The sequence below is a fragment of the Vibrio cincinnatiensis genome, from assembly GCF_022113815.1.
Taxonomy (GTDB): Bacteria; Pseudomonadota; Gammaproteobacteria; order Enterobacterales; family Vibrionaceae; genus Vibrio; species Vibrio cincinnatiensis_A.
The window spans coordinates 298,177-314,956 of sequence record NZ_SGOM01000002.1; the positions used below are offsets into that span (position 1 = coordinate 298,177).

Consider the following 16,780-nt stretch of genomic DNA (forward strand, 5'->3'; position numbering starts at 1 on the left):
TTAAAAACGTTAGTAGCCCATCAGTTGTAATAAGTTCTCTGCGGTATAGATGGCTTCTTTACGGTTCGCTATATTGAGTTTTTGGTATAGGTTGCGAATATGTGTTTTAATCGTTGTGCCTGCTACATCCAACTCTTGAGCAATTTGCTCATTACTAAAGCCTGAATAAATGAGCCCAAGAACTTGCCACTCTCGCTGGGTAAGCGGGCTGGTACGAACCAGCTCAGGAATGTTTGGGTGATTAATCAACTTCTCAACAAACTCTTCATCAAAATGAATTGAACGGCTGCGTTGAGTGGTGGAAATTTCTTTAATTAACTGCTGTGCTCGGTGGCGTTCTAAGTCTCCAAGTTCCACTCGATGAATCAATTTTTCAAGCAAATGACCAATTCGCTGACCATCAATTAAGAAGTTACCTATCATACCGGTTTGATTGGTTAGTCGAAGCGCTTCTTTGAGCTTTTCTCGCGCGAGCTCCTCCTCTTGGCAAGCTACTGCTAAGGACGCTTCAACAATCAGGTTTCGGTTGAGATCGGTGAGTAAGTGGTACTCTCTTGCTTGATCTTGAATAAACGTTAGTGTTTGTTTGGCTTCATCATATTGCTCTAAGCCGATTTGTGCGCGCGCAATATTGCGCCATTGCAGTTGGAAAAAGTGATTACAGGCTTTTTTAGGGCGAATGGTCGTGCTCAGCCAGCCTTCTATCGCGTTAATGTCTCCACGGGCTTGCCAGTATAACAACAGAGAGAGAGAGGCATTAGCTGTCCAGTCTACATGATAGTGGGACTGCTTCATTAAGTGCTGAACCTGTTCTATAAAGCGACCGGCTTTATCCAGTTCTCCTCGTCCAATCGCAATACGAGCCAACATAGAATAGCTGTGTAAGTGTTGGCTCGGGGAGTGAGAGCCAAGAATGTCTAACCCCTTATAGGCGCACTCTTCTGCTTCATCTAGCCGATTCCAACACCAGAATATTTGCGCTCGAATGCGTAACAGGAATTCATGAAGGGGCACTTGGTGTAGGTGTTGTTCTTCAACCAATTTGAATGCATTGTCTTGAACTTCAAAAGCTGCTTGAACATAACCTTGAGCAATCAGAATTTCACTTTGTTGTAAGAGCGCCCATAAGGCTTGATGATAAACTTGATACTGGCGAGCTAATTTTTCAGTTTGTTGCATCATAGATAATGCTCGGCTTAAATGCCCCAGTACGTGGTTTACTTCGCCCACGACAGAGGTGGCCACAATTCGGCTTAAATAAACGCTGCTATCGAGCTGGCTAAGCGCTAATTCAGCCAATTGCAGTGCTTTTTCTGGTTCATTTTTATTAATGGCCACTTGAGCAAGCAAAGCATTATATTCTCCCTGTTCTTTATAAGTCGGTTCGACATTCAGAGCTTTCATCTCTTTTTCCGCTTTGGCTAACATATCGCCGACCACATCATAACGATGTTGGCTTTGGGCAAGCCATGCTTGTAACAAACAGAGTTTAGGTTCTCGATAAAGCTGATGGGGGGAAAGCAAATTAATGGCAGACTCTAGAACTTTAAGCTCACCTTGGTTAAACATCTTCCAGCCATATTGCGTTAAAATATTGGCCAGTAAGTCGGTATCTTGCGCCTGGTTTGCGTGACGTAAGGCTTGGTGAGGAGTCGAGGCTTCGAGCCATGCTCGGGCGGCTGAGCGATGTAGCTCTTGCTCCTGCTGAGGAATGCGGGCTAAACGTTGATGAGCGAGAAACTCTGCAAATAAATTATGGAAGCGATACCAGTTATGTTCCCCTTCAAGAGGGTAGATAAAGAGCCCATAACGATTCAGAGACTCAATCATACTTAAAGCATCGTCTCGTTCGGTCAGTGTTGCGACCAAACTGTCATTAAAATGGTCTAAAACGGAGCATTGCATCAGAAAATAACGGGTATCTTCATCGAGCAAATCAAAGACTTCTTCAACTAAGTAATCCCAGAGATGCGCATGATTAAAGTGGGAAACCGATTCCGCAGTTTGTGCCAACGTGCGCTTTTGATGTTGAGCTTGCAGTGCGATTAGCTGTAGAGCAGAAGGCCAGCCTTCCACATAGTTACGTAGGTTAACTGCGGTTGTATCATCGATGCCATCGGCAACACGTTGATTAAAGAAACGAGTGGTTTCTTCAGTATCAAAGGCTAATAGCTCATTACCGATTTCGATCATTAAATCCCGAACTCGTAAGTTTGCGGTACCCAGCGGTGGGGTCATCCGGCTTGTAACCACTAAAGTGAGGTTATCGGGCATATGTTTAAGGAAAAAACGCATCGCCTCATGAATATCATCGTCATTGATGACGTGGTAATCATCAAGTACAACAAAACATTCCTGATGAAATTCCGACATTTCAGCAAAGACTTCACTAAATAACGAATGCAATGATGAGAACTGACGACGTTCTGCCAGCTTTTGTGCATTAGGACAGCTTTGCTGCGTCGCTTTATTTATGGCTTGCAGTAAATAATTGATAAAGCGAAAGGAGTCATTGTCACTTTCATCAATACTATACCAACCCACATTGGGTTTATCGGCAAGCCATTGTGCGGCCATGGTTGTTTTGCCATAACCCGCAGGAGAGCGGAAAAGAACTAATTTATAGCAAGGTGCGTGTTGTAAAAGTTCTAAAACTCGTGGACGGACAATGGCATTATGCAGCCGTCCAGGGCGTGTTAATTTAGAGGGTATCCACATCGTATTGTCTCGTCATTGAGTGTGTTGAAGTTTTTTTATTTATTTAGTGACAAGGATGTTACTAGAACTTCAGATGTACGGTTATTGATCCTCCACGGCTTTTTTGAATGATTCACAGTTTCCCACCAACTACGCCCTATATTTGTGATCAATGTCTCTTTTTGTCTCTGTGTTTTTAGGTTCTCCAAACCAAACCCATACGAGAGGTTGTGAAAATTACGCAAATTTCGAAAATTATTTGTGATGAAAATAACATTTTGAGTAAATAGTTTTAATGGGTAAAAGATTCTATGAGTAAGGAAAAATTGGGTGATTTGCGATGTTGGCGTGATCAATATCACTCATAAAAGCGCTTTAATCGATATCAATGAGAGCTAGATCACTTCAATGAACTCAGTCTGTCTTCTACGCCCTTGCTCCTCCTCCCGCTTTCCTACATAAGCAGGAGGATGCTTTGTTGAATAGGCAGAGGCAGGATATGGCGTAGATGGATTAGAACCTAGAAGTGAGATTTCTCAATGAAACCTACGCAACAGAAAACGTTTGATAAAGCATTATTCCAAGCTAACGTAAAACGCCACCTCACTGCGACTTATGCAACAACGGTAGAGCAGGCTTGTGGTCGAGCTTGGTATTTAGCAATGGGTCGTGCACTGGCTGAGTTAACGACCTTTGACCTACTGGAAACGGAACAAGATGAGCGCATTGTTAATGCAAAAAGCCTTAACTACTTATCGCTGGAGTTTTTGATTGGTCGTTTAACGGGCAATAACCTGATCAGCATGGGGTTGTATGATCAAATTTCAGAAGCGATGGCTGAGCTTGGTCAAAGCCTGACTGATATCTTAGAGGAAGAGCGCGACCCATCATTAGGTAATGGCGGTTTAGGCCGTTTAGCTGCGTGTTTTATGGACTCATGTGCGGCGCAAGAATACCCAACCGTTGGGTATGGTTTGCACTATGAATACGGCTTATTTAAGCAATCCTTTGAAGAAGGCCACCAAAAAGAAGCTCCGGATGCTTGGTGTGGTGTTGAAGGCTATCCTTGGGAAGTGGCTCGTCCTGAACTGAAACAAGAAATTGGCTTCTACGGTCATGTTGAAGTGTATAACGATAACGGTAAAGAGAAGCGTCGTTGGGTTCCTGGGATGCTGGTTCAAGCAATGCCTTGGGATTTACCGATTGTTGGCTATCAAAGTGAAACTGTTTACCCACTGCGCCTCTGGGAATGTCGTGCCATTGCACCTTTCTCATTAGAAAGTTTTAACAACGGTAACTATTTTGAAGCGCAGCACGCGTTAATTGATGCAGGGAATATTACGAAAGTATTGTACCCGAACGATAACCATGAAAAAGGCAAAACACTGCGTTTAATGCAGCAGTATTTCCATAGTGCAGCATCGGTTCGTGATATTTTGCGCCGCCATGAAGCTGCTGGTTTTGCGCTCCAAGACTTGCCTAAATATGAAACTATCCAGCTAAATGACACTCACCCAACAATCGCGATTCCAGAGTTGATGCGCATCTTAATTGATGAGCGTGATCTAACGTGGGAAGCAGCGTGGGACATCAGTTCGAAAACCTTTGCTTACACCAACCATACCTTACTACCTGAAGCGTTGGAAACGTGGAGTGAATCGTTGATTCAACGTTTACTGCCTCGTCATATGGAAATCATTTACGAAATCAACCACCGCTTCTTGCAAGAGGTTCGTGCTAAATGGCCGGGTGATGTGGCTAAGCAGCAAAAATTGTCGATCATTGAAGAAGGTTTCCATCGCATGGTTCGCATGGCGAACTTATGTGTTGTGGGTTCTTATGCGGTTAACGGTGTTGCGGCATTACACTCTGAATTGGTGAAGCGTGACCTCTTTCCTGAGTTCGTTGAGCTTTATCCTGGACGGATTCAAAACGTGACTAATGGCATTACTCCTCGCCGTTGGCTGAAATTCTGTAACCCAGGTTTATCGGCCTTGATTACTGAAAAAGTGGGCGATCAATGGCCTGCTCATCTTGAGCAATTAGAAGCGATTGCTGAATATGCGGACGATAAAGCGTTCCAAAAACAGTTTATGGCGGTGAAAAAAGAGAACAAAGCACGTTTGGCTCACTGGGTGAAAGAGAACATGGGTATTGAGCTTGATACTAATGCGATCTTTGACGTTCAAATCAAACGCTTGCATGAGTACAAACGTCAGCACTTAAATATGCTGCATATTTTGTCTCTCTACCATCGTTTATTAAATGATCCAAACTTTGATATGCACCCTCGCGTGGTGTTCTTTGCTGCCAAAGCGGCGCCAGGTTATCACCTAGCAAAAGAAATCATCTATGCACTGAACAAGATTGCTGAAAAAGTGAATAACGATCCTCGAGTGAACAACAAACTCAAAGTGGTCTTTATTCCTGATTATCGAGTTAGCATGGCTGAAATCATTATTCCTGCGGCAGATGTGTCTGAGCAAATCTCTACGGCTGGTAAAGAAGCGTCAGGTACGGGGAATATGAAAATGGCACTCAACGGTGCATTAACCATCGGTACGATGGATGGGGCGAACGTTGAGATTCGAGAAGAAGTGGGTGATGACAATATCTACATCTTTGGCCTTGAAGTGGATGGGGTGGAAGCATTAAAAGCACAAGGCTATAACCCTTATGATTACTATCAAGCTGACTCTCTGCTGAAAGCCTCTTTAGACTTACTGCTGGGTGAAGAGTTTACCCCAGGCGCACCAGGCAAGTTGCGTGCGACTTATGACAGTTTGCTCGATGGGGGTGACCCTTATCTAGTATTGGCTGATTTTGCTTCTTACGTACAAGCACATGAAGCGATCGATAAACAATACCGTGATCAAGCGGGTTGGGCGAAGAAAGCGATTCTAAACACCGCTTTAGTCGGCAAATTCAGCTCTGACCGTAGTATTCGTGACTACGTGAATAATATTTGGAAATTGAAAGCGGTTAAACGCTAATCACCCCAAATTCCCAGCCAAGGTATTCCCTTGGCTGGTTCATTCCTTTTTCTTATACACCCTACATGATTTGAAGGGGATGTTGTCCCTTCGGAGAGAGCGATGAAAGAACATAATGCATTAAAACAAGTCGCTGAAATGGCAAACATTGCCGACAGCTATATAAGCGCATGGGGCGATGAAGCAAGTGTTTCAGACGACACAATTCGTCGTCTTTTAGCTTCTATGGGCTACGATACCAGTAGTGATGATGCCCTATTGAAATCGGCAGAGAAAAAGCACAAGAAAGAAGTGCTGGATTCTGTACTTGTTGTTTCTGATGGTGAAGCGATCGAAGTTCCGCTTTATTTGGGCGTAAGTGCTCGTGAAAGTGAATTCAATTGGCGCCTTGAAACTGAGCAAGGTGATATTTTTGAAGGCTATCTTCAGTCACAAATCATTCGTGATGAAAGAGCAGACGGTGGCCCTTTAGTTTTTGCTTTACCGAACGATTTACCATGGGGGTATCACACCTTATTGATCACGCGTAAGCGTCGTAAAACCCCTTATAGCATGACGCTGATCATCACACCGAAAGCCTGTTATAAACAGCCAGAGTTAGAAAAAGGTAAGAAGCTGTGGGGGCCAAGTATTCAGCTTTATACTTTGCGTACACAGCATAACTGGGGAATCGGTGATTTTGGCGATCTCAAACAATTGGTGGCCGATATCGCTTCTCGTGGTGGGGATTTTGTTGGCTTAAACCCTATTCACTCATTATTTCCTGCAAACCCAGAAGGGGCGAGTCCGTACAGCCCATCTTCTCGTCGTTGGCTCAATATCTTATACATCGATGTCAGTTCTGTTCCTGAATTTGCATTAAGTGCACAAGCACAACAACAGGTAGGAAGCCAAGAGTTCCAACAACGCTTACAAAAAGTCCGTGAAACACATTGGGTTAACTACAGCGAAGTGGCCAACCTCAAAATGAGTGTTTTGCCACTGCTTTTTGCGGAGTTTAAAACGCGCCATTTAGATAAAAATACAGATCGGGCGCAAGCATTCTTAAACTTTGTTGAACAAGGTGGAGAAAGTTTACTGCACCAAGCCGCATTTGATGCTTTGCATGTCGATCTGCATAGCCAAGATAATTCTGTTTGGGGATGGCCAGTTTTCCCTGAAAAATATCGTCATTTTGATAATGCCGCAGTACAGAAATATATTGATGAACACCAAGATCAGGTGCATCTGTATATGTATTTACAATGGATTGCTGATACGCAAATTAATGAAGCCCAAGCGCTGGCTGATGAGAAAGGGATGACCGTCGGGCTTTATCGTGACTTAGCTGTTGGTGTGTCTGATGCAGGGGCTGAAACTTGGGCCGATGCGGGAAATTTAGTTCAAGATGCGTGTATTGGCGCTCCGCCGGATGTACTTGGCCCTCTTGGTCAAAACTGGGGGTTACCACCACTGAACCCGCAGGTGCTACAAGCTACTGCCTATGATGCGTACATCAAATTGCTGCGTGCAAACATGAAACACTGTGGTGCGTTGCGTATTGACCATGTGTTGGGTTTATTGCGCTTATGGTGGATCCCGAAAGGTGAAAACGCCACGAAAGGGGCATACATCTACTATCCAGTTAAAGATATGCTGGCCATTCTCGCTTTAGAGTCACATCGTCATCATTGCAGTGTGATTGGAGAAGATCTGGGTACGGTTCCCGATGAAATCGTAGAACTGTTACGAGATGCGGGAGTGCATTCTTATAAAGTCTTTTTCTTTGAAACATCAAAAGATGACGGTGGATTTATTTCTCCTAAACATTACGCTGAGCAATCTATGGCAGCGCTATGTACTCATGATATGCCGACCTTACGAGGTTTTTGGCATTGCGACGATTTGAAAATGGGACGAGAAATAGGCTTGTATCCAAATGAAGCACAATTGGAAGGGCTGTTTGTTGACCGTTTGAAATGCAAGCAAGGCATTCTCGACTCCGTTGCATGGCATGGATATTTGCCTGAAGGGGTTGGGCGTGATGCACAGTTGGTTCCGATGGATTCTTATTTAAGTGAAGCCTTACAACTTCACGTTGCTGCGGGATCTTCAGCTTTACTCAGTGTGCAGCTTGAAGACTGGTTAGAAATGGATAAGCCCGTGAACATTCCCGGTACAGTTAATGAATATCCTAACTGGCGTCGTAAACTCTCTATGAATTTAGATGAGCTGTTTGCTCGTGAAGATGTGAACCGTATTGCAGCAAAACTAACCGACACACGAGCGAAAGCTCGTCAGTAAACTGAGAGGTGACCTCGCTTTTTCTTAGTAATGAGTTTCATAAATTAAGGCTAGGTCACTCCATGTTTGATTGGAGTTAGCTAAGATGTCTTTAACTAAATAGCCAGATAAGTATTGAGTTTTCTTATAGATTGTCTTTTTTTGATAAGAGCTCTCTGGTTATTTTTTCGCTAGCAAGCCCGCTTTGTGCGGGCCTTTTTTCCATTTTGAGAGAGTCGGTTAGGAGAAGGTATATTGAAACCTACAAAGAAACCATCAAAAAAACAGCAGGCCTACCATCAGTTATCTCATGCCGCTTTTGCTGACCCCTTTTCATTTTTAGGTCCTTATCTTCCTACAGAACAAGGGGCTTTACGGGTTTGGATGCCGGGGGCTGATAACGTTGAATTATTAGTGGAAGGGCAGCCAAGGGTTGCATTATCCCCAGAAGAGAATGGCGGTTTTATCCTAAAGTCTGACCAAAATTTACGGTTTACCCATTACCAATTAGCCATTGATTGGTCTGGAGTTGAGCAGATTATTGATGATCCTTACCAATACCATGCCTTATATGCTGAGTATGAAGAACTCCATACTCCCAAACAGATGTATCACCAAATGGGAGCGCAGTTTGTCACCTTAGAACGTGACGGACACTCAGTCAGTGGTATTCGTTTTTTGGTTTATGCGCCTCATGCTTCGGCTTGTAGTTTGATCGGTGCTTTTAACCATTGGGATGGTCGTCGTCATCCGATGCAACGCCTTGATTATGGTATTTGGGGCATTTTTGTGCCTGACTTGCCGGAAGGAACGCAGTATAAATTTGAACTCAAAGGCCCACATGGTGAGAGTTTGCCACATAAAGCCGATCCATGGGGCTTCTATGCTGAGCAGCATCCCTCTTTTGCTTCCGTTACCTATAATCATCAGCGTTATGATTGGCAAGATTCGAGCTGGCAACAGCGGCCAGTCACAGAAAAGCGTAAACAAGCCTTATCATTTTATGAATTGCATCCTGGCTCTTGGAAACGGGCGGCAGATGGACGTTTTTTAACTTACCGTGAATTAGCGGATGAATTGGTGCCTTATTTACAAGAAATGGGATACACCCATGTGGAGTTAATGCCGGTTTCTGAGCACCCTTTTTACGGTTCGTGGGGCTATCAACCCGTCGGACTGTTTGCTCCGACCAGTCGTTATGGTTCACCTGACGATTTTAAATATTTTGTTGATCAGTGCCACCAAGCTGAAATCGGTGTCGTATTAGACTGGGTTCCAGCCCATTTCCCATCCGATTCTCATGGGTTAGCGCATTTTGATGGTACGCCACTTTTCCATGATCCCGACCCTCGTCGTGGTTGGCATCAAGATTGGAACTCGTACATTTATGATTTAGGGCGTGAGCATGTCAGACGCTTTTTAGTCTCGAATGCCTTGTATTGGTTCGAAATGTTCCACATCGATGGCATCCGGGTTGATGCGGTCGCATCGATGCTTTATCTCGATTACTCTCGCAGTCATGATCAATGGATTCCCAATGTAGATGGTGGCCGTGAAAACTACGATGCCATTGCCACTCTGAAGTGGATGAATGAGGAAGTGTATAAGCATTTCCCGAATGCGATGACGATAGCTGAAGAGTCAACAGCATTTCCTGGTGTTTCAGCCCCAACCTTTATGGGAGGGCTAGGATTTGGATTTAAATGGAATATGGGATGGATGCATGACAGCCTCTCTTATATTAAAGAAGATCCGATCCACCGTAAATATCATCACAATACGCTGACGTTCCCACTGATTTATGCGTTTAGTGAGAATTATGTTTTATCACTTTCCCATGATGAAGTGGTGTACGGTAAGCAGTCTCTGATCTATAAAATGCCAGGGGATGAGTGGCAACAAACGGCCAATATGCGAGCGTACTTAGGCTATATGTATGGTCAGCCAGGTAAGAAGCTTAACTTCATGGGGGCGGAATTTGCTCAAACGGCCGAATGGAACCATGATGATCAGTTACAGTGGTTCTTACTTGAATTTGAACGCCATAAAGGTGTGCAAAATTTAGTGCGAGATTTGAACCATATGTACCGTGCGGAAAGTGCACTACATGAATTAGATTGTGAGCCGCAAGGGTTTGAGTGGCGTTTGCAAGATGAAGCTGAAGCGAGCATTCTTGCTCATGAGCGTTTGAATGCTAAAGGGGAGCGTATCCTTGTGATCACCAACTTTACCCCAGTACCTCATGAAGCTTTCCGGTTGGGTGTACCACAGGCCGCGAATTACCAGTTATTACTGAATACTGATAGTGCGGTTTATGGGGGAAGTGATTTTGCTGTGTTGGCATCGACCTCTACTGAGGAGGTGGTGAGCCAAGGCTTAACACAATCATTACTATTGCGTATTCCACCGCTAGCAACGGTATTTTATAAGCGTTTATGATGTATTGATTCATCCCATTAAAAAGGTCCTAATAGGGCCTTTTTATATTGATTCGTCACATCAAATTAGCTGCCAATTTGTGAGCAGAAAAATCCCAAATGTACAGGTAAACAGAGAAAGAACCGTGGTGAGAGCAATAATATTTGCTGCCAGCGTGGCGTTTCCCCCCATGGCTCTTGCCATAACATAGCTGGCAGCGGCGGTTGGAGCGGCACTCATCAGAAAAATAATGCCGAGATCCTCCCCTCTAAATCCATACAACAGTGCCGCTCCTGTCATCATCAGTGGTGACCAAACCAATTTATACAAAGTGGCAAACCAAGTGGAATGGGTATCATCCTTTAGTGATTGTATATTGAGTGATCCCCCGGTGCAGAGTAAAGCCAGCGGAAGTGTCATATTGGCAAAATAGTGGCCTGCATCCGTAATAATGGTAGGGATGGGTAGAGCAATCCAGTAGCAGGCCATTCCTAGCGCAATAGAGATGATTAGTGGGTTTTTAGTCAAGGTTTTGAGCATGATTGCTGTCGCTTTAGTTCCTTGTGTTTCACCTTTCGGTGCTAAAGCAATCACGGCTTGGATATTATAAAGCACCGTGGTGGAGGCAACATAAAGTGCAGCCAGTGCAACCCCAGAATTACCGTAAATATTGGCGACATAGGCAAGGCCAATAATGGCGGTATTGGCTCGAAATCCCCCTTGGATCACCACGCCTTGATCTTGTGGGTGGCGAACTTTGCGTTTACTCATCCAGAAAGTGAAGAGGAAAAATACAACATTGGCGATTAAACCAAAAAGAATCAATGACAGGCTAGATGAAAAATCGTGGGGTTCTTGGACAATGCTTAAAAAAAGCATGGCGGGCAAGGTGACTTGGAAGACTATTCGAGAGGCGACATCAACAAAATTATCGTTAATCAATTGAATACGCTTGAGAAATACTCCCAATATCAGCATTAAACAGATCGGGCCCGTGATGGAGAGGGAAAACTGCAATTGTTCAATGATTCCGTTCATAACCCGTTAATCGTCGTGATGGTTATTTTCATTCTTTCATAGAAGGAACGTTGCGGGAATGGTTATCTGGAAAATCTTTCTTTCTCTCGATCTTTCATTATTTGCAGGATGAATTGTTTAACTCGGCATGAGTTGTTTTTATTATGTTAATGAATTCATAGCAAACAAGATTATCTATTTCAATGTGTTAATTTATTATCCATAGTTTTGATAAGGTTAACATTTTGGCAATAATAATTATCCTCTTGTTTGAATCTATGGAATCATACGTCTTGCCGATCGGCCCGATAAGGAAGAATAATAATGAATAGAAATGATAGTGTCCCTTTGCCCAATAATACCCGAGAGTGGTTATTCAACCGAAACAGTTTAATTGTCCTTGCTGATATTGCGCTGTTTTTTATCCTACTCTATACCTTACCTTTTGATGCTAATGTGGTACTCGGCCTGAGTATTCTCGCTTTTATTGCTGTGTTGTGGCTAACTGAAGCGCTACATGTCACGGTAACCGCGATTTTGGTGCCGATTATGGCGGTGCTTTTTGGTGTATTTGACACGCAAGCCGCTTTAAATAACTTTGCTAACTCGGTTATTTTCCTCTTTCTAGGGGGATTTGCATTGGCGGCAGCCATGCATCGACAAGGGTTAGATAAAGTGATTGCTGATAAAGTGTTACTGATGGCGCGCGGCCGTTTTAGTGTGGCGGTCTTTATGCTGTTTGGTGTCACGGCTGCACTTTCGATGTGGATCAGTAATACTGCGACGGCTGCAATGATGCTACCGCTTGTGCTGGGGATCTTGAGTAAAGTCGATCAAGATAAAGGGCATAATACGTATGTTTTTGTCCTGCTTGGGATCGCTTATAGCGCCAGTATTGGTGGTATTGCTACCATGGTGGGCAGCCCTCCCAATGCGATTGCTGCCGCTCAGGTTGGTCTCTCTTTCTCTGAATGGATGAAGTTCGGGGTTCCGACCACGATCATCATGCTTCCGATTGCTGTTGTTCTGCTTTATTTGCTACTTAAACCAAACCTAAAAGGTCAGTTTGAGTTGAATCATGATGTTGTGGATTGGGATAAAGGAAAAGTCGTGACCTTGGCGATTTTTGCCCTCACCGTTGCGTTGTGGATCTTCAGTAAACCTGTCAATGCCCTGCTAGGCGGCTTTAAAAGCTTTGATACCATTATTGCTCTTGGTGCCATTATTTTAGTCAGTGTAGCTCGTGTTGTGCATTGGAAAGATATCGAAAAAACTGCTGATTGGGGAGTATTGCTGCTATTTGGTGGTGGTATTTGTTTGAGTAATATACTGAAACAGACGGGAACTAGCCTCTTCTTAGCCAGTGAACTCAGTGCCATGATTTCAGAGTTGCATGTGATGTTTATCATTATCGTGATTGCGGCATTTGTGGTGTTTTTAACGGAGTTTGCTAGTAACACAGCCAGTGCTGCGCTGTTGATCCCTGTTTTTGCTGGTGTAGCTGAAGCATTAGGCGTTTCTCCTATCATTCTTTCTGTATTGATTGCGATTGCTGCGTCTTGTGCTTTTATGCTTCCAGTGGCGACGCCACCGAATGCGATTGTGTTTGCGACGGGGCATATTAAGCAAAATGAAATGATGCGAGTGGGGATGGTTCTGAATATTGCGTGTATTGCTATTTTGTCAGCGATAGCCATGCTGTTCTGGAACTAGCTTACTAACGATCGAATGTAGTGTACCAATAAGATAAGCCCCTAACGAATATGTTGTTAGGGGCTTTCTTCATTATTGATTAATGAAGGCTTTAAAGCGTGCTTTCGTGGCGGCATCTGCCTTGTTATACCAAAAGTGCAACATCTCTTCGGCGGTGCTATCGGTTGCTTGGCTCATTTTCATCGTGGTCGCAGAGGGCTCAAATGTTGTGGCAATGGCTGCAGGCCCTCCTTCTAAATTGTATTTAAATATCTCTTGTGGGTAGTCTCGGCCAATTTGCATTCCGGGTTTGATCAAACGATCTTGGCGCATTGTGATAGGCGTCTGGTTTTTGTCTTGTAATGACCATTCCATCGTTTTGATATTTTTTTCTGCCTCAATGGCATTTCGATATTGAGGTAATTCAAAACTCAGGGTTTGATCTTGAGCTTGAAATGTTGCCACTATCGCATCACTTTCAACACGAACGCGATCACTTCCCTGAGTAAAATAAGGTTGATAACGAAACACAATTTGCTGTTCACCGTCTTCTAAGCTAACGGTTTTATTGGCAGAGAAAAAACTACCAGAGGTCTGTGGTTTCTCACCATTGACAACTAATAGATCAATCGTATCTGGGATTTCGATGGTGACTTTTGCCATGGCTGAAGCGCTGAACATCATTACCATAATGCATGATAAAGATTTGATTTTATTCATTAGGTTTATCCTTTTGTCCGCTTACGCGTTTGCACCAGTGAGGTTGCCGATTGTCAGTCAGAAAATCAAGCTTTCACTGTGTGAAGCTTCACCTTGTCATCAAAACTTCATCTCTTGAGTTTGGTTTGATCAGTGAGTAGCTGAAAATATCCGTTCTTCTACCTTGTTTGAGGAAAATTACCGTTTCTTGGCTCAAGATTGAATTTGTCATGTAATGACTTGAATTGTCATGACGAAATGATCGTGATGCCTCGTAAACCCTAGCACGCGATTTTTAAAATCCGGCCAGTTATCAAATACTCCTCATTGATGTTCTTTCTTGAGCCGTGGAAGAGCAGCCATCACTCATTTTGAGTGCAATCGATAGAAAATAAGAGAGATAACTATGAACCGTATGACTCTGTGCGCTGCGAGTATTACTTTAGCGCTTTCGGGAGCCGTAATGGCAGCCCCTGCGGCCCCGAGTATTGATATTTATGGGTCGAACAACCTACAATTTTCGAAAATAGAACTCGCGATGGAAACCACAGCGGGTTACAAACAGATGGTAAAATACCATGATCAAGCTCCGATCACCCTCACTTTCAACCAATGGAGTGGGGAAACGGGTCATACTTATAAAGTACTGTTTGATGGGGTAGAGGTGGCTTCTGGGCCGATCAAGGGAAGTCAAACCACCGCTAGCTTTACGTATGATAAAGGTGGGCGTTATCAGCTTGAAATAGCAGCTTGTGACGATAATTCGTGCAGCACGAGCTCTCCTGCAGAGTTGATCATTGCCGATACCGACGGCGCTCACCTTGATCCACTAACAATGAATGTGGATCCCAATAATAAAACTTACTCATTAGACCCCAATACGGTTGTTGGCACCTATTTTGTTGAATGGGGCATCTATGGGCGTAACTATACGGTTGATAACATTCCGGCGCAGAATTTAACTCATATTTTATATGGCTTCATTCCCATTTGTGGGCCAAACGAATCGGTGAAATCGGTGGGAGGGAATAGCTACAATGCTCTTATGACGGCTTGTCAGGGGGTGCCCGATTATGAAGTGGTTATTCATGACCCATGGGCGGCGTATCAAAAAAGCTTTCCACAAGCGGGGCATCAGTACAGTTCGCCGATTAAAGGCAACTATGCAATGTTAATGGCATTGAAGCAGCGCTACCCTGATCTGAAAATCTTACCCTCAGTTGGTGGGTGGACGTTATCTGACCCTTTCTATGACTTTACTACGAAAGCAAACCGCGACACTTTTGTTGCTTCTGTGAAGCGTTTTTTACAAACGTGGAAATTTTTCGATGGTGTTGACATTGACTGGGAATTCCCAGGTGGTGATGGTGCGGCTCCTGATCTGGGTGACCCTACCAATGATGGACCTGCTTATATTGCATTAATGCAAGAGCTTCGGGTAATGCTTAATGAGCTTGAATCAGAAACAGGCCGTAGTTATGAGCTAACGTCTGCCATTGGTGTCGGTCACGATAAGATAGAAGATGTTGATTACGGGCAAGCTATTCAGCATATGGATCACCTCTTTGCCATGAGCTATGACTTTTATGGCGGCTGGAACAATGTATTAGGCCATCAAACGGCGTTGTATTGTGGCAACTTTATGCGTCCTGGTCAGTGTGATGGAACTGGGCTCGATGAAAATGGTGAACCGTATCCAGGCCCCGCTTACACGGCAGATAACGCGATTCAATTACTGCTTGCTCAAGGGGTTCCTGCTAATAAAATCGTTGTGGGAGCGGCGATGTATGGTCGTGGTTGGGAAGGCGTGATGCCATCATCATTAACCGATCCATCCGATCCGATGACTGGGGTGGGTAACGGTAAGCTGAAAGGTTCAACCACTCAAGGAGTATGGGAAGAAGGGGTCATTGATTACAAAGGCATTAAATCTTATATGCTAGGGGCCAATAATACGGGGATTAATGGGTTTGAGTATGGCTATGATGCTCAAGCTGAAGCACCTTGGGTCTGGAACCGCACTACGGGTGAGCTGATTACCTTTGATGATGAACGTTCAGTAAAAGCGAAAGGGGCTTATGTTCGTAGCCTTGGCTTAGGGGGACTATTCTCATGGGAAATTGATGCAGACAATGGTGATATTCTGAATGCGATGCATGATGGATTAGCGGGCGGCGTAACGCCTCCGGTTAATCGTGCACCGACTGCGAATGCGGGTGCAGCACAGATCATTGTTGGGCCAGCCAGTGTAACATTAGATGGGAGCGCATCTAAAGACAGTGATGGAACCATTGTTGACTACCAGTGGCAGCAGTTATCTGGGCCTGCGGTAACGCTAACGAATGCAAATTCGGCACAAGCGAGCTTTACGATAGGTGAAGTGACAGAAACGGAAGTATTAACCTTTGCTCTGACCGTAACCGATGACGATGGCGCAACGGGATCGGCTACGGTACAAATCACTGTAAAAGCGGCGGATGGAGAACCTGAAAATACTCCTCCTGTTGCCACTATTTCAGCACCAAGCCAAGTGAATGCAGGGGATTCCGTAGTGATTGATGCTTCCGCTTCAAACGATGCAGAGCAAGATGTGTTGACCTTTAGTTGGGAAGTGCCTGCTGGCCTCAACGCACAAGTGCAGAACGATCAAGTGATCTTTACGGCGGGTGAGTATGCGCAAGATACGACTCTTAGCTTTACTGTCACGGTGAGTGATGGGCAAGCCAGTTCATCTGCTACTACTTCAGTTGTTGTATTGGCTGCCAACTTGGATGATCAATGTGAAAACCTTTGGGATGCTTCTGCGGTGTATGTGGGGGGGAACCAAGTGACGTGGTCAGGAAAAGTGTGGGAAGCCAAATGGTGGACACAAGGTGATGATCCAACTCAATCTGGCACTTGGGGTGTTTGGAAAGACGTTGGTATTGCGGATTGTTCAACCCAATAATCGCTTCTCTTTATGCGGCCCTACTCAATGAGTAGGGCTTTTTATTGTGTTGCAT

Annotated in this window: 8 protein-coding genes; 5 read left to right on the forward strand and 3 right to left on the reverse strand. The window is 44.3% G+C overall.

Annotation, left to right across the window (positions count from 1 at the left end; translation table 11 throughout):
* Positions 1 to 9 precede the first annotated feature (9 nt).
* The gene (gene malT / locus EXA13_RS04325) at positions 10 to 2,718 is read right to left on the reverse strand and encodes an HTH-type transcriptional regulator MalT (RefSeq protein WP_238132060.1); all 2,709 of its coding nucleotides are present in this window, start codon (positions 2,716 to 2,718) and stop codon (positions 10 to 12) included.
* Positions 2,719 to 3,236: 518 nt separating this feature from the next.
* Here malT and EXA13_RS04330 point away from each other — a divergent pair.
* The 3 genes from EXA13_RS04330 to glgB all read left to right on the forward strand — a co-directional run bounded on the left by EXA13_RS04330 (position 3,237) and on the right by glgB (position 10,391).
* Positions 3,237 to 5,690 (forward strand): glycogen/starch/alpha-glucan phosphorylase, encoded by a 2,454-nt coding sequence (locus EXA13_RS04330; RefSeq protein WP_238132061.1) that lies wholly within the window; start codon positions 3,237 to 3,239, stop codon positions 5,688 to 5,690.
* Positions 5,691 to 5,792: 102 nt separating this feature from the next.
* A complete protein-coding gene (gene malQ, locus EXA13_RS04335; protein WP_238132062.1) occupies positions 5,793 to 7,973 on the forward strand; it encodes a 4-alpha-glucanotransferase in 2,181 nt (726 codons plus the stop codon).
* A gap of 234 nt (positions 7,974 to 8,207) precedes the next feature.
* Complete coding sequence (glgB, locus tag EXA13_RS04340) at positions 8,208 to 10,391, forward strand: 1,4-alpha-glucan branching protein GlgB (protein WP_238132063.1); 2,184 nt, start codon at positions 8,208 to 8,210, stop codon at positions 10,389 to 10,391.
* A gap of 60 nt (positions 10,392 to 10,451) precedes the next feature.
* Here glgB and EXA13_RS04345 read toward each other — a convergent pair whose 3' ends face one another.
* On the reverse strand, positions 10,452 to 11,408 hold the full coding sequence (locus EXA13_RS04345; protein WP_238132064.1) for an AEC family transporter: 957 nt from the start codon (positions 11,406 to 11,408) through the stop codon (positions 10,452 to 10,454).
* A gap of 303 nt (positions 11,409 to 11,711) precedes the next feature.
* Here EXA13_RS04345 and EXA13_RS04350 point away from each other — a divergent pair, with 303 nt between their 5' ends.
* Positions 11,712 to 13,100, forward strand: a complete 1,389-nt coding sequence (locus tag EXA13_RS04350) for an SLC13 family permease (protein WP_238132065.1) — start codon at positions 11,712 to 11,714, stop codon at positions 13,098 to 13,100.
* Positions 13,101 to 13,172: 72 nt separating this feature from the next.
* Here EXA13_RS04350 and EXA13_RS04355 read toward each other — a convergent pair whose 3' ends face one another.
* On the reverse strand, positions 13,173 to 13,799 hold the full coding sequence (locus tag EXA13_RS04355) for a DUF2057 family protein (protein ID WP_238132066.1): 627 nt from the start codon (positions 13,797 to 13,799) through the stop codon (positions 13,173 to 13,175).
* Between the two features lie 385 nt (positions 13,800 to 14,184).
* On the opposite strand from EXA13_RS04355, the gene EXA13_RS04360 reads away from it, so the two are divergent.
* Positions 14,185 to 16,725, forward strand: coding sequence for a glycosyl hydrolase family 18 protein (locus tag EXA13_RS04360; protein ID WP_238132067.1), 2,541 nt, complete (start codon positions 14,185 to 14,187; stop codon positions 16,723 to 16,725).
* Positions 16,726 to 16,780 lie beyond the last annotated feature (55 nt).